Source organism: Aquiflexum sp. (genome assembly GCF_977115555.1).
Genome location: NZ_CDSBKL010000375.1, coordinates 1 through 3,868, shown reverse-complemented (window position 1 = coordinate 3,868; position 3,868 = coordinate 1). Strand labels below are relative to the sequence as shown.

2 protein-coding genes are annotated in these 3,868 nt (G+C 43.0%); both read right to left on the bottom strand.

All coding sequences use genetic code 11. From position 1 onward, the window contains the following. The coding region (locus tag ACZFYI_RS16870) for a serine hydrolase domain-containing protein (RefSeq protein ID WP_462525298.1) at window positions 1-727 on the bottom strand (727 nt) is incomplete at its 3' end. Between the two features lie 79 nt (window positions 728-806). After that, window positions 807-3,868, bottom strand: a 3,062-nt coding sequence (locus ACZFYI_RS16865; RefSeq protein WP_462525297.1) for a CHAT domain-containing protein, incomplete at its 5' end; no start/stop codon positions are given.

The following is a 3,868-nucleotide window of genomic DNA, read 5'->3' as shown; positions in this document are numbered from 1 at the left end:
CCATCACAGCCGATGTAATCCCAAGAGGAGTTAAGAAATCATCTTTCATAAATTGATAAAAAGATTTTCCTGATACTTTTTCTACCACCCTTGCAGCCACAAAATAATTCGTATTGATATACCAATACCTTGTACCCGGATCGTGTTTCAATAAGGCATTGTCCAACATCCAATCAAAAAATACCTTATTATTCATTGTGGGATTGGAGTCGATGGCGTCACGGTCATTGGCCAATACCCAGCCTCCGGTAGTCATTTGGAGCAGGTTTTTGACAGTCACATTGAGTACCCGCGCTCCGTAGGCTTTGGTCCCGAAATCTGTCCCCAAAATACTTCCCGGACCAAAAACCTTGTCATCAAGGCTCAGCTTTCCGGCTTGGACCAATCTCATAATAGCCACTCCGGTAAAAGTCTTGGACACACTCGCCACCCGCATTCGATGGTTGGTAGTCATGTCAACGTTTCCCTCGACATCAGCTTTTCCATAGGCTTTTTTGTAAACCAATTTCCCGTTTTTGGAAATGGCAAGAGAGGCCCCGGGGATTTTTTGTGCTGCTAGAAATGCTTCGATTTTGCTGTCAATTACAGCGATGTCTTTTTGTGTGACAGGATCTGGGGGAGTAGGAATAGGATCATCACTTGATGAACAAGACCAAATCAGCAAAAGCATCGCAACCAGAATATAGGTTGGATTAAAGGGGGTTTTGGAAGCAGAAAAGAATTTCATGGTGTCAGAGAATTTGATGAATAATGGATTTTAACCATACATCGGAAATCTTTCAAAATGTCATCAATGAATCCCGATTTTATTTTCTTTTTGCAAACCGATACTTTCGCAAACCGATTAGCAGGATTGCTATAGCAGCAATCACCATCAGATAAATCCACCATTTGACGGATTTGTCAAAAACCATGGGACTCGGATCACCCATTAAAATCAACCCTGCCCAAAAATCAGGTGACAATTCTCTTCCTTTAGCAACAGTCAGGTAGTGTAACTTCGCTTTTTGCAGGGCTTCAGCTTTGTCCAATCCCTTGGAAAGGTTTTGGTAAAATTCCTCCACGATGATGCTGCTTGCCTTTTCATCGATCTTCCAGAGTCCGATCAACAAACTTTCGCTGCCCGCATAATTAAAGGCATGCGCCAGAGAAACCATTCCTTCACCAGGATCGAAGGTATTCTTGCCTGTTTCGCAAGCTGTCAACACGGCTAATTTTGCGCGCAAATCAATGTTGTAAATGTCAAAAGCATACAAGGAGTTGTCTTCAGGAAAACTTTCCTCTTTTGATTCTTTGGAAAAAATGAGTTTGGAAAAAGCCGGACTGAGGTTGTTTGATTCTGCATGGGTGCCGATGTGGATGATCCTGTTCATACCTGCTGATTCCTTGAATCGGGAAACCGTGGATTCATCTTCGACAAAAAGAGATCCTCCAAACAGCGACTTCACCTTTTTGACCAAAGCCAAGGTAAAAGGCTGTGGTATCAGGGTAAGGTAAGCCCGGTCCATATAGAGGGAATCCTTCAGGGCGGACATGTAATCGGTTTTCATCCTGTCAAAAAATCCGGGAGCGAACGCTACAAAATTTGACTTGAAACCATTTTCAGGTTTGGGTTTTTGAAGAAGCAGGGAGCTATAATGGTAACTGATGCTGTGCTTGGACAATAGGCTTTTGGCTGCCAATTCACTGTACCCCTTGATCTTTTGAGGTGTCAATATTTCAAAACTCAGGTTAAAAAGCTGTCCATCCGGGATGATGATAAGCTTTGGACTTTGGATATAGGGTTCCAAAGGTTTCCAAAGAGAGCGGTAGAGTTCTTCCAGTTTTTGGAAAATCACCTCCTCTTTGTTCCAATTGGCCTGAAGTTCCTGAATGTGGTTTTGTACCGGCCCAAAATCCAAGGCAACAAGCTTTTTTTGGTTTTTGTCTATGACGACAGCTGCGAGGTTTTCTCCCACAAAAATGTACCTGATGACTGTAGTTTTTTCAGGGATATTTTTCTGGATGTCGTCTATAGAGCTGGAAATATTGGCATACCTAAACTGGAAGTATGCCGGATAGGTTGTTTTCAGCATATCTAGGTATTCTTCCCATTCTTGGCTTGCTTCGAGAAAAGGGCTGATGTCTGGAGATTCTTGGTTAAGAGCCTGTTGGAGATTGGTCTTGAGAAAAGTCTCTTTTTCCTGTATTTCCGCCGGAATGTCGGCAAATTTTATATTGTCCACTTTCTGTAATCTTGCCCGGACTTTGTTGTAGATCGAAGATTCATGTTTGCTCAAAAAATCTTCCAGGTATTTTTCCTTTCCAGTAAGTTCATGCAGTTCAAGGTCTATTTTCTTGGAGAAGTCAAACAGGTCCCTGTTTTCAGAAAGCAACAGGTTCAAATCCTCGTCCGTACCGAGCGCGGTTTTTCTTCTTTCTAAAATCCGGATTGCTTCATCTACTTTTGTTTTGATGACCAAGAGAAAACTTTCATCCCTTGTCGGTTGGAGCTGATAAGATGATTTTGCATGAAGGAGGATGGCGCGGGGCTTTTTGGTCTCGGTCTGTACGGAATCCAGCCAGGTCATCTCAGATTCATACCTCCCTTCCATGATCTGTAGCGCCTCTCCGCTGAGACGGAGGGATTCGGGATATTCTTTGAGTAGAAAATGGATATCTGCGAGGTTCAGGATTTGGTTGAAAGCAAGGAGGCTGTTTTTACCCTGATTTTGGATGACATAGTCCAAGCCTTTGGCAGCAGTAGTTTTTGCCAGCTTTTCCATGCCTGTCTCTGCATAAAACAGAGAGGAATTGGTCAAAAAACCAAGATAGATATTATCAAACTCCCCTTCCAAAAAGGCTTGGTATACACTTTCAGCCAATTGGTAAAAATGGAGTGCATCTGCTTCTTTACCTTGTGAATCTTTGATTCTGGCTAAGGCATAGTAGGCATCGGCCTGCCAATAGAGATATTCTCCGCCAATCCTGTCAATCAGTGCCAATCCTTCAAGCAGGTAATTTTCGGCCAATTCATTTTCCCGAATGTCATAATAAAGTTGGCCAAGGAGAATCTGAGACTTGAATACTTCGGGACTTTCGGGACCAAAGCTTGATTTCTTTTGCTCAAAGGCATACTCCAACAAGTCCTTTGCACGGGAATAATTGCCCAGTCCCTTGTGCATCCCGGCGAGGTTGTCAATGGCCTGGTATTGGAATTCCTTTCCTTTTGCGATTTCCTGCACATCGTCCATAGCTTTGATGTATTCTGTGAGGTGGTCAATGGTTTTTTCCATGGACAGTATTCCTGATGAAGTCTTTCCCAAAGTTGACTGTACCCCGGCAAGATTGTTCAAAACCATCGCAGGCCTGTAATGTCTGTTCCTTGGGGTATCGCTCATACTTTCAAATTGCTTAAGCGCTTCCAGGTAATAATATTCCGCAGAGTCCATCCTAGAACCGTACCAATGGAGATTTCCCAATGCATTGTAGCTTAGGTAAAGAGACTCTGGATCTACTTTTGGTTCTTGACGATAAAGCGATATGGCGCGGTGGACATGCCCCTTGGCTTGTACCCTGTTTCCAAGATAAAGTGAAAGCGTAGCCATATTATTCTGGATTTTGCCCAATTCTTTGGGGGTAGTTTCAGAATCTTTTTTCCCCCAATCAAAAGCGGTTTGGTTGGCGTGATAGGCAAGTTCCAATTCCCCGATATATTCATAAAAGCCTGCGGCTTCCCGGTAGATCTGTTTGTTAAGTTTTGGGGAATGTTTTTGGGAAAGAAAATCAGAAATAAACTTTTGGACTTTGGTGATGCCGTTTTTTTGTGCAGATTTTTCTGTTTCCACCCTTCCGATATAAGAAGTATACAAGGGAAGGGAATCGATCA